We start from the raw sequence: 21,163 nt of genomic DNA on the forward strand, positions 1-21,163 counted from the left end.
AGCAGATTGTGCGGTGGCAGGGGCCCGTGCGGTGCCTGCGGTTAAGCTTCGGGCCTTATGGCCCAAGTCTCGTTTTCTCCCCCTTTCACTACCCCGTCTGACGTCGCGAGCCAGTTGCGCAGCAGCGGTTTTGCCGTACTCAGCCCTGCGGCCGTTGCCGAATGGGTGGGCTGTGATCTGTCTGCGCTCATGGCCCTCAATGGCGACTGGGCGGCCTTGCCCCCCGACGAGTTCCTGAAAGACGGTGGTCGCTACCGCCGCCGCCGCCATGCCTGCTTTGTGCTGCAGGACGGCCAGATGCAGCAGGTGCCGCACCGGGCCCACTGGCAACCGGTGGAGTACAACGCGCTGCACGGTGGCATGGAGCGCTGGTTTGCGCCGATGGAGCCGGCCACCGTGGCACAACCCGTGTGGCGGCAACTGCTGTCTGCGCTGGCGGGCGTATCGGACGCCGTGTTTGCCAGCCCGCAGGCCCCCGCGCCCTGGTTTGTGGAGGCGCACCAGTTTCGCATCGACACCACGGACGGCATTGGCCGCCCCACGCCCGAGGGCGCCCACCGCGACGGCGTCGATCTGGTGGCGGTGTTTTTGGTGGGGCGCGAAGGTGTCAAGGGCGGCGAGACGCGGGTGTTTGAAGCAACCGGCCCCGGCGGGCAGCGCTTTACGCTGACGGAGCCGTGGTCCCTGCTGCTGCTGGACGACGCACGCATGATCCACGAGTCCACCCCCATCCAGCCACTGGGCGACGCTGGTTACCGCGACACCTTGGTGGTGACCTGCCGCCGAGGCAACTTCCAGGGGGCGGACGTGGTGGGGCAGGTGCCGCCCGTGGCGTGAACGAACCTGTGGGAGTGCATCCGATTTGATGCGAATCAAGATGCGCGGTAAGGTGGGCGTTCACACTGCACGTTGTGGGGCCACAAGCCCGCCACACCATTCAACCCAAGGAGATGCACCATGTTCAAGCACATTCTGGTTCCTGTCGATGGTTCCAAGACCTCGATGCTGGCCGTGTCCAAGGCCGCCGGCCTGGCCAAGACCTTTGGCAGCACCGTCACCGCGGTGTACGTGATCGATCCCTATCCCTTCACTGGCGTGGGTGCGGACTTTGCCTACGGCCAGGCGCAGTACATCAGTGCAGCCACGGCTGAGGCCAACGCAGCGTTGGAAGCCACCAAGAAAGCCATGGCCGATGCGGGCGTGCAGGTCACCACCGTGGTGGGTGAGGGCCACGCGGTGCACGATGGCATTTTGCGTGCGCTGGAGAGCACGGGCGCCGACCTCATCGTGATGGGCTCGCATGGCCGTCGTGGCCTCGAAAAGCTGGTGCTGGGCAGCGTCACGCAGCGTGTGCTGGGTGTGGTGCACATCCCTGTGCTGGTCGTGCGGGACTGATTGTTTTTGCCCCATGCAAAACGGCTCCTTTCGGAGCCGTTTTTTATTGCAGAGAGCCCTTCAGGCGGTCACTCGATCTTTGCGCCAGAGGCTTCCACAATGCCCTTCCACTTGGCGTAGTCGGCCTTGAGCAGGGTGTTGAACTGAGCGGCCGACATGGCCTCGGGCTCGGCGCCCTGGGCGTGGATGGCGGCCTTCATTTCAGGGGTTGCCAGCAGTTTGTTGATTTCTGCGTTGACGACGTTCACCACGGTGGCCGGCGTGCCGGCGGGTGCAAACACGCCGTACCAGGTGCTCACATCAAAGTCCTTGAAGCCCGACTCGGACACGGTGGGCACCTCGGGCATGGACGAACTGCGCTTGGCCGAGGTCACGGCCAGCGGGCGCAGCTTGCCCGACTTGATCTGGGCCATGGCCGACGGCACCGAGGACATGAGCAAATCCACGTTGCCCGACAGCGCATCCATCAGCGCGGGGTTGGAGCCCTTGTACGGGATGTGGCTGAGCTTGATGCCCGCAGCCTTCTCGAACAGGTCGCCCGCCAGGTGAATGGAGGTGCCGTTGCCGGGCGACCCGTAGGTGATGGTGCCGGGCGCAGCCTTGGCGGCAGCCACCACGTCGGCCAGCGTCTTGAACTTGGAGTTGGCACTGGTCGCAATGACCACGGGCGTGTAGGCCACATGGGCCACGGCGGTCAGGTCCTTGGTGGGGTCCCAGGTCAGGTTCTTGTACAGCCAGGGGCCGATCACCAGGTTGTCCTTCTGGCCCATGACCAGGTCATAGCCCGTGGGCGCCGCCTTGACGGCCTCGCCAATGCCGATGGTGCCGCCAGCGCCGGCGCGGTTGTCGGCCACCACGGTCCACTTGGCGCTCTCCGTGAGCTTGGTGGCCACCAGGCGCGACAGGATGTCGGTGCCGCCGCCGGGCGGGAAGGGCACGATCAGGCGGATGGGCTTGGCCGGGTAGGCTGCTGCGGGCGCAGGCGCCTGGGCGTGGGCCGTGGCGCCCAGGGCGAAGGCGAGGGCGGTGAAGGAAAGCAGGGTGCGCATCATGGTGAGGGGTGTCTCCGTCGGTTCAGTGGTGTGCGGGCGGCCTTTGAGCTGCTGGAGTGCAGCTGCGGTGGGCCCGGCTGATCTGGGGCAGCGGGCGCCAATGATCGCTGATCGACCGTGGCGCTCGCATTGCCAATAGCGGGTGGCAGCATCGCCGGTGGCGATGGCAGTGTGCGCACCCGCGTGCAGGTCAGAAGCGTTCGAAAATCGCCGCAATGCCCTGGCCGCCGCCAATGCACATGGTCACTAGCGCGTAGCGGCCTTGGATGCGTTGCAGCTCGTGGATGGCCTTGACGGTGATGAGCGCACCGGTGGCGCCGATGGGGTGGCCCAGCGAGATGCCCGAGCCGTTGGGGTTGACCTTGGCGGGGTCCAGGCCCAGGTCCTTGGTCACGGCGCAGGCCTGGGCGGCAAAGGCTTCATTGGCTTCGATCACATCCAGGTCGTTGACGGTGAGGCCCGCCTTCTTCAGCGCCAGCTGCGTGGCGGGCACGGGGCCAATGCCCATGTATTTGGGGTCCACGCCCGCGTGGGCGTAGGCCACCAGGCGGGCCAGGGGCTTGGCGCCGCGTGCCTTGGCGGCACCGGCTTCCATCAGCACTACGGCGGCGGCGGCGTCGTTGATGCCGGAGGCGTTGCCAGCCGTCACCGTGCCGTTTTCTTTGATGAACACGGGCTTGAGCTTGGCCAAGTCGTCCATCGTGGCGCCGGGGCGGAAATGCTCATCGGTGGCGTACTGCACGTCGCCCTTCTTGCTCTTCAGGGTGACGGGGACGATCTGGTCCTTGAACACGCCGTTTTGCGTGGCGCGCTCGGCACGGTTGTGGCTTTCGACCGCCAGCTTGTCCTGGTCTTCGCGGCTGATGCCCCACTTGGCGGCGATGTTCTCGGCCGTCACACCCATGTGGATGTTGTGGAAGGGGTCGTGCAGCGCGCCGATCATCATGTCCACCATCTTGGTGTCGCCCATGCGGGCGCCCCAGCGCATGTTCAGGCTGGCAAAGGGCACGCGGCTCATGTTTTCGGCACCGGCGCCAATGGCCACATCGGTGTCGCCCAGCAGGATGGATTGGCTGGCGCTGACGATGGCCTGCAGGCCCGAGCCGCACAGGCGGTTGACGTTGAACGCAGGCGTGCCCTCGGCGCAACCGCCGTTGATGGCCGCCACGCGCGAGAGGTACATGTCCTTGGGCTCGGTGTTGACCACATGGCCGAACACCACGTGGCCCACGTCCTTGCCTTCCACGTTGGCGCGGGCGAGCGATTCGCGCACGACGAGTGCACCCAGTTCGGTAGGGGGCACGTCCTTGAGGCTGCCGCCAAAGGTGCCAATGGCGGTGCGCACTGCGCTGACGACGACGACTTCACGGGTCATGGGGAGGTCCTTTCAGAGAAATTCAGGTCAAATGGCTGCAAGCGCTGGTGAATCATGCGGTTGCAGCTATCAAAATGGGAGTAATCGTGCTCACGCCTCGCGCACATCGGCCACCGGGTTGGTGCCGAAGTCTGCGCGCTCCAGCCAGGCGAGCACGCGGGTGGCGGCGTCGGCAGGCGATGTGAGCTGGCCACCCGTCTTGAGGTTGGCGAAATTCTGGCGGTCCGGGAAGGCGGCCGGGTCGGCGCCGCGCAGCTGGACCTGCATGTCGGTGTCGATCACACCGGGAGCCAGCGAGCATACCTTGGCCCCATGGGGCTTGAGGGCCTCGTCCAGCGCCACGCAGCGCGTGAAATGGTCCATGCCCGCCTTGGCGGCGCAGTAGGCGGCCTGCGAGGCCATGGCCCGGCGGCCCAGGCCCGACGAGATGTTGAGCACCTTGCGCGGCACCGTCCAGGTGTCCGTCGCGCCCAGGAAGGCGGCGGTGAGCTGCATGGGCGCCTCCAGCCCGACGCGCAGGGCGGTGGCCAGGTCGTCCACGTCGCTGGCTGACAGCGGAGCGATGCGCGGGATCATGCCCGCGTTGTTGATGAGGGTGGCGCTGGCAAACGCCTGCGGGCCCTGGGCCTGCAGCCAGGCTTGCAGCTTGTGGGCCGCCTGCTCGCCCTGCGACAGGTCTTGCTGCCACTGTTCGATGGTGACGCCCGCGGCCCGGGCCTCGGCGGCCAGGTCGTCGTTGGCACTGCGGGCAATGCAGATCAGGGTGTTGCCGCTGCGCAAAAGCTGCTGGGCCATGGCCAGGCCCATGCCGCGCGATGCGCCGGTGAGGATGTAGAGGTGGTTTTGAGGCATCCCGCCATGTTACTGCGCAGTACACAGGGCCGGTTGACTTCACTGGCCTCTGCGTGACTCCAGTGCGGCCAGCAGCAATGTCAAGCGTGCGTCCAGCGCCGCCAGGTCGGGCGCCTTGAGGGCCGAAAGGATGCGGTGTTCGTTGGCCACGTGGGCCTCCACGGCGCGGTCGATCAGCTCCAGCCCCTGGGGCGTGAGCTGCACCAGCGAGCTGCGGGCGTCGGCCGGGTTGGGCAGGCGCTCGATCCAGCCCTGGGCTTCGAGCTTGGCCATGCGGTGCGTCATGGTGCCGGAGGTGACCATGAGCGTGGAGAACAGCGTGGTCGGTGCCAGGCAGTAGGGCGCGCCACTGCGGCGCAGCGTGGCCAGCATGTCGAACTCCCAGCGGCTCAGGCCGAAGTCGGCAAAGGTTTCATCCAGCCGCCGCTCCAGCAGCACGGCGCAGCGCTTGATGCGCCCGATGGGGCCCATGGGGCTGGCGTCCAGGTCGGGGCGCTCGCGCTTCCACTGGGCCAGGATGGCATCGACGGCGTCGGGTTCGCGTGGGGTGGCCATGGGCTTGTGGTGGCTGAATTGTCTTGAGTTCGAGATTGTATGGTAGAGTTTTTGTCTTGAATTGAAGATAAATAAATGACCTCTGCACGATCCACAGCAAGCTCTTCGGTCTGGCTTGATGCGCTTACCACGGCGCTCGGGCCCGTCATTTGGGGCTCGACCTACATCGTCACCACCGAGCTGCTGCCGCCTGACCGGCCCTTTACCGCCGCGCTGCTGCGTACCTTGCCCGCAGGTTTGCTGCTGGTGCTGTGGTGCCGCCGCTGGCCGGCCTGGGGCGACTGGGTGGGGTGGCGGCGCCTGTTGGTGCTGGCGGCGCTGAACATTGGCGTGTTCCAGGCGCTGCTGTTTGTGGCGGCCTACCGGTTGCCCGGTGGCGTGGCTGCGGTGGTGGGCGCTGTGGGGCCGCTGGTGGTGATGGGCCTGACCTGGGCGCTGGACCACCGGCGCCCGCCCGCATTGGCGCTGGCTGCGGGGGCTTTCGGTGTGCTGGGCATGGCGGCGCTGCTGTTGTCGCCCGGTGCGCGCTGGGACATGGTGGGCGTGGCTGCCGCGCTGGTGGGCACGTTGTGCATGGCGGCGGGCACGTTCTGGTCGCGGCGCTGGCGGTCTGACTTGCCGGTGCTGGCGTTTACCGGCTGGCAGTTGCTGGCGGGCGGCCTCATGCTGGCGCCGGTGGCGTGGGCGGTGGACCCGCCTTTGCCTGCACTCACTGCCACCCACATTGCGGGTTATCTGTACCTCAGCCTGGCGGGCGCGCTGGTGGCCTATGCGCTGTGGTTCCGTGGCATTGCGCGCCTGCCGTCGGTGGCGGTGTCGTCGCTGGGGCTGCTGAGCCCCGTCACGGCGGTGCTGCTGGGCTGGGCGCTGCTGGGGCAGGCCATGACGGGGGTGTCGCTGGTGGGCATGCTGGTGGTGCTGGCAAGCATCCTGGCCGTGCAGTGGGCCATGTCGCGTGCCGCGCCGCCGGGCGGGCGCTGACCGTCAAACATCATTTGCTATCGAATAAATAGCGATTGGCGCATGTTCCACTAGCGCTATCGCGCAATTTCGCTAGAAATCGGCCGCCCACTCCAGCGCGATCTGCTCGCCCGTGCCGGGGTGCGCAAAGGCCAGGTGGCTGGCGTGTAGCAGCAGGCGCGGCGCCTGTGCCTGCGTGGCGGCATCGGCATACAGCGCGTCGCCCAGGATGGCGTGGCCGATGGCGGCCAGGTGCACGCGCAACTGGTGGGTGCGGCCGGTGAGGGGCTCCAGCTCAACGCGGGTGGTCTGTGCCGTCGCGTCGTGCGCCAGCGCGCGCCAGCGGGTCAGGCTGGGTTTGCCCACAGCGTGGTCGATGACGCGCAGCGGGCGCCGCTCCCAGTCGACGGCAATGGGCAGGTCGATTTCGCTCCAGTCGCCACCCACGGTGCCCAGCAGCCCTTGCACCACCGCTTGGTAGCGCTTGTGCACCAGGCGCTCGGCAAACGCGTGGCCCAGGCGGCGCTGCGCGTCGATGTGGCGCGCCATGAGCACGAGGCCCGAGGTGGCCTGGTCCAGCCGGTGCACGACGAGCGCACCGGGCCAGCGCTGCTGTGCGCGGGCGCTCAGGCAGTCTTGCTTGTCGGGGCCCCGGCCGGGCACACACAGCAGGCCTGATGGCTTGCACAGCACCAGCAGGTCATCGTCTTCGTACAGCGCCTCTACGCCATCTGCCACGGGCTCAGGCAGGGTCATGGCCCACGATCAGCCGCTGCACGGTGGCGCAGAGTTCTTCCACATCGTTGGGTTTGTGGATCAGGGCCTGGGCGCCTTCGGCTAGCGCAGCCTGCTCGATCTCGGCCGTGACGTAGCCCGAGGCCAGGGCCACGGGCAGATCGGGGCGGATGAGGCGGGCCTCGCGCACCAGGTCCACACCGCAGAAGCCGGGCATGTTGTAGTCGGTGACCAGCAGGTCATAGGCTTGTGGGGCGGTCCGCAGCGCCGCCGTGGCCTCGTGCGGGTCCGTATAGCCGCTGACCTCATAGCCCCGGCGGCGCAGCAGGCGCTGCACCAAAAAGACCAGGGCCTGGTCGTCGTCCACGTACATCACATGGTGTTTCTTGGACGGTGTGGGGCTGGGCGGTGCTGCGGGGACTGGCGCAGACGCTGTGACCTCTGTAGCTGAGGGGAATGCCTGCGGCGCCGGGTCGGTGGGCCCATCGGCCGCCGCGCTGGTTGGGGTGCTGGCCGTCGCGCCAGTCGCTACCGGAAAGTACAGTGTGAACCGGCTACCTTGGCCGGGCGCGCTTTGCACGTCCACCCCGCCTTCGTGTGTACGCATCACGCCGTGCACCACCGCCAGGCCCAGGCCGGTGCCCTGGCCCACGGGCTTGGTGGTGAAGAAAGGCTCAAAGATGCGCTCCAGCGTGGCGGCGTCCATGCCGGGGCCGGTGTCGCGCACCGTCAGGGCCACATAGTCGATGGGCGCCAGGCCCAGGCGCTCGGTCAGGCGCTGGTCGGGCTGCACCGTGGCCGCTTCCACATGGATGCTGCCGCGCTCGGTACCAATGGCATGGACGGCGTTGGTGCAAAGGTTGAGCAGGGCCTGCTCGACTTGCGTGGCATCGGCCAGCACAGGCGGCAGGCCCGCTTGCAGTTGCATGTGCAGTTCGATGGCGGGGGGCAGGGTCACGCGCAGCAGGCGCTCGGTGTCGTGCACCACCTCGGCCAGCGACACGGCCGAACGCTGCGGAGGTTCGTTGCGGCTGAAGGTGAGGATCTGGCGCACCAGGTCGCGCGCGCGGCGGCCGGCCTTGTCGATCTCCAGCAGGCTCTCCAGCACGGGCGAGCCTGCGGCGCAGTCGGCCTTGGCCAGCTCCACATTGCCCAGGATGGCACCCAGGATGTTGTTGAAGTCGTGCGCAATGCCCCCGGCCATGGTGCCCACGGCCTGCATCTTGTGCGACTCGCGCAGCTGGGCTTCCAGCTCGTTGCGGTGCGCCTCGGCCTTCTTGCGGCCGGTGAGGTCGCGGGCAAACACGGTGGTGGTTTCCCCGTCGGCATGGCGTTCGAACGACACGCTCACCTCCACGGCCAGCTCCTTGCCGCTGGCGGTCAGGGCCGTCATCTCGCCCAGCAGGGCCTGCGTGGTGAGCTGGGCAAACGCCAGGGCTTGGGCGGCATCGGGCAGAAAGCGGTCGAGCGTGCTGCCCAGCGCATCGCTGGCGCTGCACTGGAACAGCGCGGCGGCGGTCGGGTTGAACACGGTGATGCGCTGGTGCTGGTCCACGCAGATGATGGCGTCCAGCGCGGAGTTGATCACGGCCTCCAGCCGCTTTTCGCTGGCGCGGATCTGCTCGTTGCGTTGCTGCAGGGTCTCGGCGCTGTGCTGCAGCGCCTGGCGCTCGGCCAGCAGCGGGCCCTGGTCGATCACGGCGCACAAAAACTGCGACAGCGGCGGGCCGCTGGTTTGCGGTGCATCGATGTGGGCAATATGCAGGTCGCCGGTGATGCGCGTGGCCTCGCTGATGGTGAACACCACCTCCTTGACCTCGCTGTGCCCCAGGTCCTGCGCATGGGCAAAGGCCTCGCGCACGCGGGCAGCGTCTTGCGGGCACACAAAAGGCATCAGCGCGGTCAGTGGCCGGTCGCGCTCCGTGGGCTGGAACGAGCGGTGCGCCATGGAGTTGGCCTGCACCACCATGTCGTGGTCGTCCACCACCATGAGGGCCAGCGGCACGCTGGCAAACAGGGTTTCGAAGCGCTCGTAGGCGCTCTCGGCCACGGCCTGGCTGTAGCGCAGCACCTTGTTCTGGCTTTCCAGCTCGGCCTGGTAGGCACGCAACTCGGCCACCAGGCCCTCTGCCGATGCGCCGGGGGCGCGGGGATGGGGGGCGGGTGGGCGTGGCGTGGGCGCTGCGGCTGCGCCTTGGCGGCCTGCAGGGTCCAGAAAAGACAGGTCGGGTTCACTCATGAAGGGGCGCGGTCAGCCGGGAGTTGACCCGGGCATTCACGGGCCACGAGTGTACGCCCACGTGCTCTGCGCCTGTGCAGCAGCACCTGTGCCAAAACGCCTCGCTGCAGCGTGCCGCCGGGGCGATTGTTGATCAATCGCGAACAATCCTTTTCTTTGGCAGGGCTTACCGAACCGATGTGGGGTGCCTACAGTTCCACCATCAACGCATCCATCGATCAATTTCTTTTTTCAGAGACCTTGCCATGACCATCGACACATCCGCCGCCCAACCCCTGCTGAACAAACTGCAATGGCGCTACGCCGCCAAGAAGATGAACCCCGCCAAGGTGGTTCCACAGGACAAGGTGGAGCGCATTCTTGAAGCCGCCCGCCTGGCGCCCACGTCCAGCGGCCTGCAGCCGTTCGAGATCATTGTGGTGACCGACCCTGCCGTGCGCGCCAAGATCCAGCCCATCGCCTGGAACCAGGCCCAGATCACCGACGGCTCGCACCTGCTGGTGTTTGCGGCTTGGGACAACTACACGGCCGACCGCATCAACATGATGTTCGACATGACCAACGACCAGCGTGGCTTCAAGAACGAAGGTTGGGAAAACTACCGCCAGATGCTGCTCAGCAGCTACCCCCAGCGCGACGCCGAAGTGAACTTCCAGCATGCCGCCCGCCAGGCCTACATTGGCATGAGCGCTGCCCTGATCGCTGCGGCGTTCGAAGAAGTGGACTCGACGCCTATGGAAGGCTTTGACCCCAACGCGCTCGATGAAATCCTGGGCCTGCGGGCGCGCGGTCTGCGCAGCGTCGCCATCTTGCCGCTGGGCTACCGCGCCGACGAAGGCGATTGGCTGGTGAACCTGAAAAAGGTGCGCCGCCCCCGCGAGCAGTTTGTGACCGAAGTCTGAGGCACTCGTCCTCTGTCATAAAAATGGCTGGACCAGTGGTCCAGCCATTTTTGCGTGGGGAGCCTTATCGTGTGGCGGGCGCTGCATCCGTCACGCGGCGCATGGGTGTGAGCACAAAGGCCAGTGCGGCCAGCACCACCAGCGTTCCGCCGCTGGCCGCAAACAGCTGGGTGAGCGTGATGCTCTTCATCACCCAGCCGGTGACGGCGGCCGAGATGGGTGCCAGTCCCATGAAGATGAACATGAACAGGCTCATCGCGCGGCCCAGCAGGGCGGGCGGGACCCGGTGCTGGATCCAGGTGAACACGCTCACCTGCATGAATCCGCCGAGCAGACCGATGACCAGCATCAGCACCGCGCCCTGCCACACAGCGGTGACCAGGCCCAGCGGCATGAACAGCGCGCCAATGATGGCGTCGAACGCCAGGATGGTCATGCCCAGGCTGCCAAACCGCAACCGGGGCACCATGCCCGACACCAACATGCCCAGCAGCGTGCCCGCACCATGGGCGCCCACGATGATGCCGAAGGCTGCGGCACCCAGCTGCGGGCTGCTGCTGGCCAGCACCGGAATGGCGATGTGGATGGGGCCCATGATGAACAGGGCAATGGCGCTCCAGTACAAAAAGCAGGTGCGCAGCTCACTGTCGCGCCAGAAGTGACCCAGGCCCTGCGCCACCGAGGCGAGCACTGCCTGTGGCGCGGCCGTGGGGGCTGAAGCGCCCGCAAGGCCTGCATGGGGCTGCACCTTGGACAGCGTCCAGGCCGACACGGCAAAGCTCAGCGCATCCAGCGCAAAGGCCATGCCGATGCCGGTGGCGTTGGCATGTGTCGAAGTACCGGTAGCCGCCCCGGTTGCATCCCCCGCGCCAAACAGTGCAATCAGCAGCCCCGCGAGCAAGGGCCCCAGGAACATCGTCAGCTGCCGCAGGCCCAGGCTGATGCCGTTGGCGGCCTGCAGCTGGGGGCGCGCCACCACCGACGGCATCATGGCCGTACCGGCCGGAATGCTGAAGGCCGTGGCCAGCCCGATGCCCAGCGACAGCGCGTACACCATCCACAGCGACAGAGTGCCCGCAAACACCAGCCCCGCCAGCGCGGCCAGCAGCACCAGGTTGACGTATTTGGTGATCATCAGCACCTGCTTGGGCGAATGGCGGTCCACCAGCGCGCCGCCGATCAGGATGAACAGCGCACGCGGTACGCTGATGAGAGCGAGTACGGTGCCCAGCACCAGCGTGTCGCCCGTCATCTGCAGCACCAGCCAGGGCAGCGCGATCAGCGTGAACTGGTCGCCCAGCATGGACAGGGCCGAGCCGCCAGTCATCCAGCGGAAGTTGCGGTCCTTCAGCAGCGCGGCGCGCGGGTCTGCGGGTGGGGTTGCAGGGCCTGCGCCGGGTGAGGAGGCCGGACGGGTTGAGGTATCAGGTCGCATGAGCGAGGTCTCCCAAAGAATGACGGGTGTGCGTGCGCCCCGTGAGCAAGCGGCCCACAGCGGTAAAACGCACAAACAGGTGGTAGCTGGCCAGGCACAGGGCCGTGGTGGCCAGCACGTTGATCAGCATCTTGGCCAGGGCCGGAACGGGCAGGCCGTACAGCAGCGCACCCAGGCCGATGGTGAGTGGCAGGTGCACCAGGTACACCCAGTACGAACTGTCGGCCAGATAGGCCAGCCAGGCGCGGGGCTGGCCGACATGGCGCAGAAACAGCCCGATCAGCGCAAAGCTCCACAGCCACGACGCGCTGTTGTAGGCCAGCGCCATCCAGAACTGCAGGTGGCGCATGGCGGATACCGGCGCGGCCAGCAGGTCGGTGAACGCCCCGGTAACCATTACCAGTGCAAAGGCCGATGCCTCGGGCTGGGCCAGCACTTCTGACAGCAGCGCGGTGAGCAGAAACCCCACCAGCCCCAGGCCAGCCAGCGCAGGCCAGTGCCGTTCGTAACGCGCCATCAGCACTTTGCGGTGCACATACAGGCACAGGCCAAAGCCGTAGAACAGCCCGTTGTGGATCCATTCCGCCAGCGGCGGCAGAAAGGACCCGCTGGGCGTGACTATGCCGTGGTCGTAGCCCGCGCCAATCCAGGCCAGCGGCAGCGTGAGCGCCAGCAGACCGATTGGAGTGCCGCCCAGCCAGAGGGCGCTGCGTTGCAGGGCCTGCTGCATCTTGTGTGGCAAAGCTCGCACCACTGTCCATGCCAGGGGCGTCAGCAGCGTCAGCCACAACAGCATCCACAAAAACCACAGGTGCATGGTGGCCGGGCCTTGGGGGACGTTCGGGCCTCGGGGCAGCAGGCTACGGTCTACGCCCCAGGTGCCAAAGGCCATGCGGTGCAGGAACATCATCCCGAACAGCGCACAAATCACGAACAGCGGCGGCCAGAACAGCGCAAAGGGCAGGCCCAGGCGGCGCAGCCGGTTGCGCACCATGCCAGCCAGGCCGTGCCGTTGGACCAACGCTGCCACGAAGAACCCGGCGAGGATGAAAAACAAGGGCATGCGAAAGGCATGGATCACCGCCACCAGCAGGTCTGCCAGAGGGCTGGACTGGTCGTCGTGCCAGGGCAGGGGCGAAGGCCGGCTCATGTAGATGACCGAGACATGCAGCACGATACCCAGCCACATCATGGTGGCGCGCAAGTTGTCCAGCGCGTGCAGCCGCCGGGTGGGGGCTGAGGGGCTGGAGGAGGGTGTCGATCCGTTCATGAGGATCGACTGTGGGGCCTCACGTTGCGTGAGGGTCAAGCACTTTTCAGTGTTTTTTTGGGAGATGGTGTGATCGCCTCAGCGGCGCGCAGGGACCGCAGCAGTCACGGCAGGTGCTGGCATCGCATGTGCCAGCGCCGCCTGCAGATAGGCGCGCACGGGGGCGCTCAACGGCGATCCCGCCTGCAACAGTGGCTCGTTGGCCGACGCCGTGAGCAGCTTCTGGCGCAATGGCGCATCGCTGTGGGTCAGCTGGTCGAGCAGCGTGTTCCAGCGCACGGCTGCACCCGCTGCATCTGCATGGTCCCAGGGTACTTGGCGGTCCAGCAATTGCTGTACGTCGCGTTCCAGTGCCGCCCACGCGGTGTGAGGCACATGGCCCAGCATGCGCAGGTCGTCGCGGGTCAGGTACTTCTCCAGCAGCGCCAGGCGCAGCTTGATGGCCGTTTCAACGTATTCGATCATGTCGCCGGGCGGCGCGTGGTTGCGCCCCTGGGCGCTGGGCTCGGTGCGAAACATATGGCCCCAGCGGTCCAGCAGGTCCAGATCGCCCCCCATCCAGTGCAGCATCAGTGCCATCCAGCGGTAGGCCAATGCCTGCACCTCGGGTGCATCGGGTGGCAGCTGGCGGTCCATGGCGCTGCGCACCAGGTCTTTGACAACGAGCCAGTCGGCCTCGATCAGGCTCCAGTTGGTGAAGATCTGCTTGAGTTCGGTGGTGCTGAAGTATTTGCCATAGGTAGTCATCAGCGCCAGCGCTTCGAGCCAGTTGCCCATGTCGGGCTCGGCACCCGCCATGAGGCCGTCGCGCAGCATGGTCAGGCGCCCGCGCAGCTCTGTAGCTTGGGTGATCTGTTGGTCCAACGCGCGGATCTGCTGGCCAATGATGCGCTGGGGCGCCACCCCTTCGCCTGCCAGCAACTCGGCAATATCGCTGAGCGCCAGGCCCATCTGGCGCATGGTCTGTATGCCATGCAGTCGCTGCACGTCGGCCTGGCTGTACAGGCGGTACCCCGCGTCCGACCGGCCCGAGGGCTTGAGCAGCCCGACCTCGTCATAGTGGTGCAGCGTGCGCACCGTGAGGCCGGTGCGCCGCGCGAGGTCACCGACCTTCAGCAGCATGGATCAGCGGCCGACGGAGATCAGCTCGATCTCGAAATTCAGCGTGGCGTTGGGGGGAATCACGCCACCCGCACCGGCTGCGCCATAGGCGATGGCGGGTGGGCAGGTCAGCTTGGCCTTGCCGCCCGGCTTCATACGCTGCACGCCTTCGGTCCAGCAGGGGATCACGCGGTTGAGCGGGAACGAGGTGGGCTCGCCCCGCTTGTAGGAGCTGTCGAACTCTTTGCCGTCGAGGAACGTGCCCTTGTAGTGCACCTTGACCGTGTCGGTGGCCTTGGGCGATTCGCCTGTGCCGTCTTTGAGCGATTCATAGACCAGGCCACTGGCCGTGGTGACGGGCTTGGAGGTCTGGGCCATGGCGGCGGGGGCCATCACAACGGTGGCGAGCAAGAGGCACAAGAGGTTTCGCAAAGGGGGCTCCTGAAAGAGTGAATCACAACGCAGCCCGCGATCTTATGCGCGTTCGTGCGGCGGCCTGTGGGAGCGGCACCACGAAAAAAGCCCTGGGCACGCGAACGCCAGGGCTTGGGAGGTCAAGAGCCACGGCGGCATGTGGGCCACCGGGGTCGCTATGGCAGGGTCAGGCGTAGTCGCTCACCGGGATGCAGCTGCAGCTCAGGTTGCGGTCGCCCCACACGTTGTCCACGCGGCCCACGGGCGACCAGTATTTGTTGCTGCGCAGTGCGGCCACGGGGTAGGCGGCCGCTTCGCGGTTGTAGGGGCGATTCCATTCACCGCTCAACAGGCTCTCCGCCGTGTGCGGCGCGTTCTTGAGCGGGTTGTTGTCCTGCGGCAGCTTGCCTGCTTCGATCTGGCGGATTTCCTCGCGGATGGCGATCATCGCGTCGATGAAGCGGTCAATTTCGAACAGCGTTTCGCTCTCGGTGGGCTCCACCATCAGTGTGTTCGGCACCGGGAAGCTCAGCGTGGGCGCGTGGAAGCCGTAGTCAATGAGGCGCTTGGCCACGTCCTCGGCCATCACGCCGCTGGTGTCCTTCAGGCTGCGCAGGTCCAGGATGCACTCGTGCGCCACATGGCCGTTCTCGCTCGCGTAAAGCGTGGGGTAGTGGTCCTTGAGGCGTGCGCTGATGTAGTTGGCGCTCAGGATGGCGGTCTCAGTGGCGGCTTGCAGGCCTTCGGCGCCCATCATGCGGATGTACATCCAGCTGATGGGCAGCACGGCAGCGTTGCCCAGCGGGGCAGCGCTGACGGCACCCACGCCGCCTGCCACGCCCGCTGTGGCATGGCCTGGCAGGAAGGGCACCAGGTCTTGCACCACGCAGACGGGGCCGACGCCGGGGCCGCCACCGCCGTGGGGGATGCAGAAGGTCTTGTGCAAGTTCAGGTGGCTCACGTCGCCGCCGAACTCACCGGGGGCCGCCACGCCCACCAGGGCGTTCATGTTGGCGCCGTCCACGTACACGCGGCCGCCGTGGCTGTGCACCAGGGCGCACAGCTCTTTCACGCTGGTCTCGAACACGCCGTGCGTGCTGGGATAGGTGATCATCACGGCGGCCAGGTTGGCGCTGTGTTGTTCGCACTTGGCCTTCAGGTCCACCAGGTCCACGTTGCCATTGGCATCGCAGGCCGTCACCACCACCTGCATGCCCACCATCTGGGCGCTGGCGGGGTTGGTGCCGTGCGCGCTGCTGGGGATCAGGCAGATGTTGCGGTGGCCTTCGCCACGCGACTCGTGGTAGCCCTTGATGGCCAGCAGGCCAGCGTATTCGCCCTGCGAGCCCGCGTTGGGCTGCAGGCTGATGCCCGCGTAGCCCGTGGCTTGGCACAGCCAGGCGCGCAGCTGTTCATCCAGCTCCTTGTAGCCCACCAGCTGGTCAGCGGGGGCGAACGGGTGCACGTTGGCAAACTCGGGCCAGGTGATCGGGATCATCTCGCTGGTGGCATTGAGCTTCATGGTGCACGAGCCCAGCGGGATCATGCTGCGGTCCAGCGCCAGGTCCTTGTCGGACAGCTGGCGGATGTAGCGCAGCATGCCCGTCTCGCTGTGGTGGGTGTTGAACACCGGGTGTGTCAGGTAGCTGCTCGCGCGGCGCAGTTCGGTGGGGATCAGCGGCTCCACGCCCTTTTCAAACGCGTCGAAGGTGGGGAGCGCCTGGCCGTCCTTGGCCAAGATCTTCCACAGCAGCTCGATGTCGGCGCGTGTGGTGGTCTCGTCCAGCGAGATGCACAGGTACTCTTCAAAGTAAATTCGCAGGTTGGCGCCCATCTGTACTGCGCGAGTAGCTATGGATTTGGTAGCGGCGCCGGCGTGCAGGCTGAGCGTGTCGAAGGTCGCCTGTTCGCGCACCGGGGCACCCAGCTGCTTCAGGCCCTGGGCCAGGATGGCGGTGTAGGCCGCCACGCGCTGTGCAATGCGCTTGAGGCCTTCGGGGCCGTGGTACACGGCGTACATGCTGGCGATCACGGCAGGCAATACCTGGGCCGTGCAGATGTTGGAGGTGGCCTTTTCGCGGCGGATGTGCTGTTCGCGCGTTTGCAGTGCCAGGCGGTAGGCGGGCTTGCCATGCACGTCCACGCTCACGCCCACTAGGCGGCCGGGCATGGAGCGCTTGAATTCATCGCGGCAGGCCATGTAGGCAGCGTGGGGGCCACCGGCGCCCATGGGCATGCCAAAGCGCTGGGTGGTGCCCACCACGATGTCGGCACCTTGTTCGCCGGGCGGCGTGATGAGGGTGAGCGCCAGCAGGTCGGCGGCCACGATGAAGGCGGCTTGCTTGGCATGGGCCTTTTCCACGTCGGCGCGCAGGTCGTCAATGCGGCCGCTGGTGGCAGGGTACTGGGCCAGCACGGCAAAGTAGTCGCCGTCCAGCAGGGTGTTCCATTCTTCGGCCGAATTGGCCAGGCGCACTTCCAGGCCCAGGGGCTTGGCGCGAGTCTGGATCACTTCAATGGTCTGTGGGTGGGCATCACCCGCCACCACAAACACGTTGCTCTTGCTCTTGACCGAGCGCTTGGCCAGTGTCATGGCCTCGGCGGCGGCGGTGGCTTCGTCCAGCATGGACGCGTTGGCAATCGGCATACCTGTCAGGTCGCACACCATGGTCTGGAAGTTGACCAAGGCCTCCATGCGGCCTTGCGAAATCTCAGCCTGGTAGGGCGTGTAGGCGGTGTACCAGGCGGGGTTCTCCAGGATGTTGCGCAGAATGACGCCGGGCGTGTGCGTGCCGTAGTAGCCCTGGCCGATGAAGCTCTTGAGCAGCTGGTTCTTGCCCGCGATGGCCTTGAGTTCTGCCAGTGCTGCCGCTTCGGTGAGCGGCGCTGGCAGGTCCATGCCCCGGCTGCGCGCGATGGAGCGCGGCACGATGGATTCGATGAGCGCACGGCGCGAGGCTTCGCCGATCACCGACAGCATGTGCGCTTCGTCGGCCGCGTCGATGCCGATGTGGCGGGGCAGGAATTCTGTGGCGTTTTCAAGCGCGCCAAGGGGGGTGGCGGATTGCATCAGCATGGGGCAGTCTCGTAGGTCGCAGCGGGTTGGGGGCGGTGCCTGGGAAGGAGCGCGCACGCGGCAGGGCGGCGGGCCGGGCATGGCCCGGCGCCATGCCCTGGGATTTGGCAAGGATCAGGCGTTCTTGGCGAACTCGGTGTACGTGGCTTCGTCCAGCAGGGCGTCGAGCTGGCTCGCGTCGACCAGCTTGACCTTGAAGAACCAGCCAGCGCCCAGTGGGTCGCTGTTGGCCAGCGACGGGTCGGCACGCAGGGCTTCATTCACTTCGACCACTTCGCCAGAGACGGGCATGTACACATCGGCGGCGGCCTTCACGGACTCGACCACGCCAGCCACTTCGCCCTGGGCAAAGCTCTTGCCCACTTCGGGCAGGTCCACAAACACCACATCGCCCAGTGCGTCCTGCGCGTGCACGGTGATGCCCACCACCGAGGCGTTGGCATCAGCGGCGTTGATCCACTCGTGGTCTTTGGAGAATTTGATCGTCATGGGAAGCTCCTCAAGCAAAGGAAAAAAGTAAAGGAATCTGCAATGTAAGCGGGCGCAGCTTCTGCGCTTCGCTGATGAAATCAGCCGCGGTAGTAATTGGCGGGCACAAAGGGCATGGCGCGCACTTCCATGGGCACCACCTTGCCGCGCACGATGGCGTTGATACGGGTGCCGATGGCTGCAAAGGCGGGCGTGACGTAGCCCATGGCCACGGGTTCGTTCACCGTGGGGCCCAGCAGGCCACTGGTGACTTCGCCGATCTTTTGGCCGTCCGTGCTCTGCAGTTCGGTGTGCTCGCGCACCGGCACACGTTCCAGCGCGACCAGGCCCACGCGCTTGCGCGGCAGGCTGGAAGGGTTGTCGATCTGTGCGAGCACCTTGTTGGCACCGGGGAAGCCGCCTGCACGCGAGCCACCGGTGCGGCGCACTTTCTGGATAGCCCAGTTCAGCGCGGCTTCGGGGGGCGTGGTGGTGGTGTCGATGTCGTTGCCGTAGAGACACAGGCCTGCTTCGAGGCGCAGCGAGTTGCGGGCACCCAGGCCGATGGGCTTGACTTCAGGCTGGGCCAGCAGTGCGCGGGCCAGGACGTCGGCTTGCGCGGCGGGCACGGAGATTTCAAAGCCGTCTTCGCCGGTGTAGCCGCTGCGGGTCACAAAACAGTCGCAGCCTGCAATGCTGAACGCGCCGCCCGTCATGAACACCAGCTTTTCCACGCCGGGTGCCAAGCGGGCTAGGGCGATGACGGCCTGTGGGCCCTGCAACGCGAGCAGGGCGTGGTCGGGCATGGGCACCACCTTGCAGCGCTGGCCGATGCGGGCCTGGATATGGGCAATGTCGCCCACCTTGCAGGCCCCGTTGACGATGACAAACAGGGTGGGCTCACCATCCACCACGCCCTGGTTGAAGAACATCAGGTCATCAATGACCGTGCCTTCATCGGTCAGCAGCAGACCGTAGCGCTGCTTGCCCACAGGCAGGTCGATCACATCCACGGGCATCAGGGTTTCAAACGCCGCCGCCGCATCGGCACCGATCAGCTTGAGCTGGCCCATGTGCGACACGTCAAACAGGCCGGCGGCAGTGCGGGTGTGCACATGCTCGGCCATCAGGCCAGCGGGGTATTGCACGGGCATGGAATAGCCTGCAAAAGGCACCATGCGAGCGCCCAGCTCGATGTGCAGGGCGTTCAGGGGCGTGGTGAGCAGGGGGGCGGTGGCTGACATGGCGGACTCCGGGCAAATGGGGGCCGCGACCACGGTGTGGTCACGGGATTTGCCCTGCTGTCCGCTTTACCTGAGAGATTCACCGCAGCGCCCTGGCTGGCCGTGCGGTTTGCTCCTTCGGTGGATGGCCTGCACACAGTTTCTTTTCTGTGGGGCCATCTCTCTCCAGCAAGGGAACGCCCGCATCGCTGCGGGCGGTTGCCAGTCCTTTTGCCTGAGCGTTCGGCTGCTGCCTGCGCCTTCGGCGGTGCCGCGCGCCTTGGGGACAAGACGGAGCACTCTCTCCTGACTGGGCGATTCTAACTACTTTGCGTAGACCAGATCCCGAAGTGCCAACGAGATCGATGGCACATAGGTGATGATCAGCAGGCACACCAGAATCACGCCGACGAACGGCAGCAAGTGCTTGATGATCCGATCCAGCGAGATTCTGGCCACCGTGCAGGCCGCGAACAGGTTCACCCCGAATGGTGGCGTGATCATGCCCAGCGCCAGGTTCACCACCATGATCAGCCCGAAGTGCACGGGGTCCACACCGAAATGCATGGCCACAGGCGCCAGAATGGGTGCCAGCACAATGATGGCCGCACTGGTCTCGATGAACATGCCGATCACGAACAGCGCCGCGTTCACGCCCAATAAGAAGAGGGCAGGGGACTGCAGTACCGCCTCCAGCCAGCGGCCGATGGCATCGGGCACGCCGGCGCGCGTGATGAGGAATGCAAACAAGCCGGCGTTGGCGATGATGAACATGATCACCGCCGATGAGATGGCAGATTTGCGCAGGATGGCGAACAGGTCCTTGAGCTTGATCTCGCGGTAGATGACGATGCCCACCACCAACGCGTAGAACACGGCGACGGCCGATGCCTCGGTGGGGGTGAACACACCACCATAGATGCCGCCCAGGATGATCACCGGCATCAGCAGCGCCCAACCCGCCTGCAGCGTGGCCTTGCCAAAGGGCATGCGCCCATCGCCGTCGTTTTTGCCCCAACCCTTGTACTTGCAGTACACCCAGACAAACAGCATCAGGGCAGCGCTGATGAGCAGTCCGGGGCCGAAGCCCGCGATGAACAGTTCGCCAATCGACACCTCAGCGCTCACACCGTACAGGATCATCGGGATGGAAGGCGGGATGATCACGCCCAACTCGGCACTGGTGGCCTGCAGCGCGGCGGCGTAGCTGGTGGGGTAGCCATGCTTGATGAGCGCAGGAATCAGGATGGCGCCAATTGCAAACGTAGTGGCGACCGACGAGCCCGACACGGCCGCAAAGATCATGCAGGTCAGCACGCAGGTCATGGGCAGGCCACCCTGCACGCCGCCCACGATGCTCTTGGCAAACTCCACGAGGCGGCGCGAGATGCCGCCAGTCTCCATCAGGTTGCCCGCGAGGATGAAGAAGGGGATGGCTGCCAGCGGAAATTTGTTGATGGCCCCGAACATCTCCTTGACGGAAATGAGCATGTTCGCGTTGGAGGCCTGGATGCCCAGGATGGAAGCCAAACCGATGGACACGGCCACCGAGACGGTGAGCGCAAAGCACAGCACCATCGTTGAAATCATGACCAAACTCATTGAGCAGTCTCCAGTTCCATACGCAGGGGATCAATGAGGTTGCCAATGATGCCGACTACACAAAAAAGACCACCCACCGGCATGGCCAGGTAAGCCCAAAACATGGACACAGACTCCAGCCCGGCCATGCTCTGTACCCCCCCGCGTTGCGCGTAGTCCCAGCCGTACCAGATGATGATGCCGATGAGGGCCAGTGCCGCCAGTGCCACCACCCAGTCCAGCACCCGTTTGATGCGCGGTGGACTCCAGCGATACAGCACATCCACGCTAACCATCGCCCCTTGGCGAAACGCAGCTGGGATGGCCAGGAACACCATCCAGATCAGGCTGAAGCGGATCAGCACTTCAGTCCATTCTGCGGGCTGCTCCAGCACAAAGCGGGTCACGATCTGGAACATGCCCAGGGCCGCGGCAATCGTCAGCATGGCGCAAGCGCCCAGCATGGCGATGAAGGTGGTCCATCGCTCAAAAGTAAGAAAAACGTTTTTCATGGGGCGGTGCCAACCATG

The 21,163-nt window shown here is 65.9% G+C and carries 19 protein-coding genes and 2 riboswitches; of the genes, 4 read left to right on the top strand and 15 right to left on the bottom strand.

Annotated elements, in window-relative coordinates:
- Positions 1–57 precede the first annotated feature (57 nt).
- Together ASD94_RS06980 and ASD94_RS06985 are read left to right on the top strand one after the other, a co-directional pair.
- The gene (locus ASD94_RS06980; protein WP_056640513.1) at positions 58–837 is read left to right on the top strand and encodes a 2OG-Fe dioxygenase family protein; all 780 of its coding nucleotides are present in this window, start codon (positions 58–60) and stop codon (positions 835–837) included.
- Between the two features lie 120 nt (positions 838–957).
- Positions 958–1,395 (top strand): universal stress protein, encoded by a 438-nt coding sequence (locus ASD94_RS06985; protein WP_056640516.1) that lies wholly within the window; start codon positions 958–960, stop codon positions 1,393–1,395.
- Between the two features lie 68 nt (positions 1,396–1,463).
- Here ASD94_RS06985 and ASD94_RS06990 read toward each other — a convergent pair whose 3' ends face one another.
- The 4 genes from ASD94_RS06990 to ASD94_RS07005 form a co-directional block, all read right to left on the bottom strand.
- Complete coding sequence (locus ASD94_RS06990; protein WP_056640519.1) at positions 1,464–2,447, bottom strand: tripartite tricarboxylate transporter substrate binding protein; 984 nt, start codon at positions 2,445–2,447, stop codon at positions 1,464–1,466.
- 190 nt (positions 2,448–2,637) lie between these two features.
- Positions 2,638–3,822, bottom strand: coding sequence for a beta-ketothiolase BktB (gene bktB / locus ASD94_RS06995; protein WP_056640522.1), 1,185 nt, complete (start codon positions 3,820–3,822; stop codon positions 2,638–2,640).
- A gap of 90 nt (positions 3,823–3,912) precedes the next feature.
- Entirely contained in the window at positions 3,913–4,674 is a 762-nt protein-coding gene (locus ASD94_RS07000; protein WP_056640525.1) for an SDR family NAD(P)-dependent oxidoreductase, read from the bottom strand.
- Between the two features lie 39 nt (positions 4,675–4,713).
- Entirely contained in the window at positions 4,714–5,229 is a 516-nt protein-coding gene (locus ASD94_RS07005) for a MarR family winged helix-turn-helix transcriptional regulator (RefSeq protein ID WP_056640528.1), read from the bottom strand.
- Between the two features lie 75 nt (positions 5,230–5,304).
- On the opposite strand from ASD94_RS07005, the gene ASD94_RS07010 reads away from it, so the two are divergent.
- A complete protein-coding gene (locus ASD94_RS07010; protein ID WP_056640531.1) occupies positions 5,305–6,210 on the top strand; it encodes an EamA family transporter in 906 nt (301 codons plus the stop codon).
- Positions 6,211–6,282: 72 nt separating this feature from the next.
- On the opposite strand, the gene ASD94_RS07015 is transcribed toward ASD94_RS07010, so the two are convergent.
- On the bottom strand, positions 6,283–6,945 hold the full coding sequence (locus ASD94_RS07015; RefSeq protein WP_056640534.1) for an RluA family pseudouridine synthase: 663 nt from the start codon (positions 6,943–6,945) through the stop codon (positions 6,283–6,285).
- Complete coding sequence (locus tag ASD94_RS07020; protein WP_056640537.1) at positions 6,932–9,163, bottom strand: ATP-binding protein; 2,232 nt, start codon at positions 9,161–9,163, stop codon at positions 6,932–6,934. The genes ASD94_RS07015 and ASD94_RS07020 overlap by 14 nt, the downstream gene beginning before the upstream one ends.
- A gap of 245 nt (positions 9,164–9,408) precedes the next feature.
- On the opposite strand from ASD94_RS07020, the gene ASD94_RS07025 reads away from it, so the two are divergent.
- Positions 9,409–10,065, top strand: a complete 657-nt coding sequence (locus tag ASD94_RS07025) for an NAD(P)H-dependent oxidoreductase (RefSeq protein ID WP_056640541.1) — start codon at positions 9,409–9,411, stop codon at positions 10,063–10,065.
- Positions 10,066–10,129: 64 nt separating this feature from the next.
- On the opposite strand, the gene ASD94_RS07030 is transcribed toward ASD94_RS07025, so the two are convergent.
- The 9 genes from ASD94_RS07030 to ASD94_RS07070 all read right to left on the bottom strand — a co-directional run bounded on the left by ASD94_RS07030 (position 10,130) and on the right by ASD94_RS07070 (position 21,145).
- Positions 10,130–11,500, bottom strand: coding sequence for an MFS transporter (locus ASD94_RS07030; RefSeq protein WP_255357428.1), 1,371 nt, complete (start codon positions 11,498–11,500; stop codon positions 10,130–10,132).
- The gene (locus tag ASD94_RS07035) at positions 11,490–12,770 is read right to left on the bottom strand and encodes an acyltransferase family protein (RefSeq protein WP_056640547.1); all 1,281 of its coding nucleotides are present in this window, start codon (positions 12,768–12,770) and stop codon (positions 11,490–11,492) included. Before ASD94_RS07035 ends, ASD94_RS07030 begins: the two co-directional genes overlap by 11 nt.
- Before the next feature lie 78 nt (positions 12,771–12,848).
- Positions 12,849–13,892: a MerR family transcriptional regulator gene (locus ASD94_RS07040; RefSeq protein WP_056640550.1), complete on the bottom strand. Its 1,044-nt coding sequence runs from the start codon at positions 13,890–13,892 to the stop codon at positions 12,849–12,851.
- Positions 13,893–13,895: 3 nt separating this feature from the next.
- Entirely contained in the window at positions 13,896–14,264 is a 369-nt protein-coding gene (locus ASD94_RS07045) for an FKBP-type peptidyl-prolyl cis-trans isomerase (RefSeq protein ID WP_082576793.1), read from the bottom strand.
- Positions 14,265–14,472: 208 nt separating this feature from the next.
- Positions 14,473–17,361, bottom strand: coding sequence for an aminomethyl-transferring glycine dehydrogenase (gene gcvP / locus ASD94_RS07050; RefSeq protein ID WP_056640556.1), 2,889 nt, complete (start codon positions 17,359–17,361; stop codon positions 14,473–14,475).
- A gap of 114 nt (positions 17,362–17,475) precedes the next feature.
- Positions 17,476–17,850 carry a glycine cleavage system protein GcvH gene (gcvH, locus tag ASD94_RS07055; protein ID WP_056640559.1) on the bottom strand — a complete coding sequence of 125 codons (375 nt, stop codon included), beginning with the start codon at positions 17,848–17,850 and terminating at the stop codon, positions 17,476–17,478.
- Between the two features lie 80 nt (positions 17,851–17,930).
- Complete coding sequence (gene gcvT / locus ASD94_RS07060; protein WP_056640562.1) at positions 17,931–19,073, bottom strand: glycine cleavage system aminomethyltransferase GcvT; 1,143 nt, start codon at positions 19,071–19,073, stop codon at positions 17,931–17,933.
- A 47-nt stretch (positions 19,074–19,120) separates the two neighbouring features.
- A riboswitch (glycine riboswitch) is annotated at positions 19,121–19,252 on the bottom strand.
- 13 nt (positions 19,253–19,265) lie between these two features.
- A riboswitch (glycine riboswitch) is annotated at positions 19,266–19,371 on the bottom strand.
- Between the two features lie 5 nt (positions 19,372–19,376).
- Positions 19,377–20,654 carry a TRAP transporter large permease gene (locus tag ASD94_RS07065; protein WP_056640565.1) on the bottom strand — a complete coding sequence of 426 codons (1,278 nt, stop codon included), beginning with the start codon at positions 20,652–20,654 and terminating at the stop codon, positions 19,377–19,379.
- Positions 20,651–21,145, bottom strand: coding sequence for a TRAP transporter small permease (locus ASD94_RS07070; protein WP_056640566.1), 495 nt, complete (start codon positions 21,143–21,145; stop codon positions 20,651–20,653). Before ASD94_RS07070 ends, ASD94_RS07065 begins: the two co-directional genes overlap by 4 nt.
- Between the last annotated feature and the right edge of the window lie 18 nt (positions 21,146–21,163).

Origin of the sequence: Acidovorax sp. Root70 (assembly GCF_001428225.1) — a bacterium.
Classification (GTDB): domain Bacteria; phylum Pseudomonadota; class Gammaproteobacteria; order Burkholderiales; family Burkholderiaceae_C; genus Acidovorax.

Excerpts from the sequence above, each read along its gene's own strand:
- ASD94_RS07020 (WP_056640537.1), bottom strand. The coding sequence starts at position 9,163 with ATGAGTGAACCCGACCTGTCTTTTCTGGACCCTGCAGGCCGCCAAGGC.
- ASD94_RS07025 (WP_056640541.1), top strand. The coding sequence starts at position 9,409 with ATGACCATCGACACATCCGCCGCCCAACCCCTGCTGAACAAACTGCAA.
- ASD94_RS06985 (WP_056640516.1), top strand. The coding sequence starts at position 958 with ATGTTCAAGCACATTCTGGTTCCTGTCGATGGTTCCAAGACCTCGATG.
- gcvT (WP_056640562.1), bottom strand. The coding sequence starts at position 19,073 with ATGTCAGCCACCGCCCCCCTGCTCACCACGCCCCTGAACGCCCTGCAC.
- bktB (WP_056640522.1), bottom strand. The coding sequence starts at position 3,822 with ATGACCCGTGAAGTCGTCGTCGTCAGCGCAGTGCGCACCGCCATTGGC.
- ASD94_RS07030 (WP_255357428.1), bottom strand. The coding sequence starts at position 11,500 with ATGCGACCTGATACCTCAACCCGTCCGGCCTCCTCACCCGGCGCAGGC.
- gcvP (WP_056640556.1), bottom strand. The coding sequence starts at position 17,361 with ATGCTGATGCAATCCGCCACCCCCCTTGGCGCGCTTGAAAACGCCACA.
- ASD94_RS06980 (WP_056640513.1), top strand. The coding sequence starts at position 58 with ATGGCCCAAGTCTCGTTTTCTCCCCCTTTCACTACCCCGTCTGACGTC.
- ASD94_RS07005 (WP_056640528.1), bottom strand. The coding sequence starts at position 5,229 with ATGGCCACCCCACGCGAACCCGACGCCGTCGATGCCATCCTGGCCCAG.
- ASD94_RS07010 (WP_056640531.1), top strand. The coding sequence starts at position 5,305 with ATGACCTCTGCACGATCCACAGCAAGCTCTTCGGTCTGGCTTGATGCG.
- ASD94_RS07035 (WP_056640547.1), bottom strand. The coding sequence starts at position 12,770 with ATGAACGGATCGACACCCTCCTCCAGCCCCTCAGCCCCCACCCGGCGG.
- ASD94_RS07040 (WP_056640550.1), bottom strand. The coding sequence starts at position 13,892 with ATGCTGCTGAAGGTCGGTGACCTCGCGCGGCGCACCGGCCTCACGGTG.
- gcvH (WP_056640559.1), bottom strand. The coding sequence starts at position 17,850 with ATGACGATCAAATTCTCCAAAGACCACGAGTGGATCAACGCCGCTGAT.
- ASD94_RS06990 (WP_056640519.1), bottom strand. The coding sequence starts at position 2,447 with ATGATGCGCACCCTGCTTTCCTTCACCGCCCTCGCCTTCGCCCTGGGC.
- ASD94_RS07045 (WP_082576793.1), bottom strand. The coding sequence starts at position 14,264 with ATGGCCCCCGCCGCCATGGCCCAGACCTCCAAGCCCGTCACCACGGCC.
- ASD94_RS07070 (WP_056640566.1), bottom strand. The coding sequence starts at position 21,145 with ATGAAAAACGTTTTTCTTACTTTTGAGCGATGGACCACCTTCATCGCC.
- ASD94_RS07000 (WP_056640525.1), bottom strand. The coding sequence starts at position 4,674 with ATGCCTCAAAACCACCTCTACATCCTCACCGGCGCATCGCGCGGCATG.
- ASD94_RS07065 (WP_056640565.1), bottom strand. The coding sequence starts at position 20,654 with ATGAGTTTGGTCATGATTTCAACGATGGTGCTGTGCTTTGCGCTCACC.
- ASD94_RS07015 (WP_056640534.1), bottom strand. The coding sequence starts at position 6,945 with ATGACCCTGCCTGAGCCCGTGGCAGATGGCGTAGAGGCGCTGTACGAA.